General features: G+C 55.9%; 1 pseudogene. It reads right to left on the reverse strand.

Annotated elements, in window-relative coordinates:
* Positions 1–113: pseudogene (locus tag DH10_RS37480) on the reverse strand (TlpA family protein disulfide reductase); the annotation flags it as partial.
* Positions 114–227 lie beyond the last annotated feature (114 nt).

Raw genomic sequence — 227 nt, forward strand, 5'->3', positions numbered from 1 at the left:
GCCCAAAATTCGACGATGTACACTTTGCCAGGCTGGAAGTTTGCGAGGGGCTCGCCACGCAGCCAGTCCTCGACTTTAATCGAAGGAGCCGGGGACTCCATCTGCAATACCATGTTGCTCTCCAAAGCTATTGCCAAAGGTTGCGCGACCTTATGCGCGAGCTTGTTTTCCCCCTAAGAGAGGGGCACACGGGTTCAAGGAAAGGAGAACATCGCTCGTCTCGCGCG

Source organism: Mesorhizobium silamurunense, from assembly GCF_014843825.1.
GTDB lineage: Bacteria > Pseudomonadota > Alphaproteobacteria > Rhizobiales > Rhizobiaceae > Mesorhizobium > Mesorhizobium silamurunense.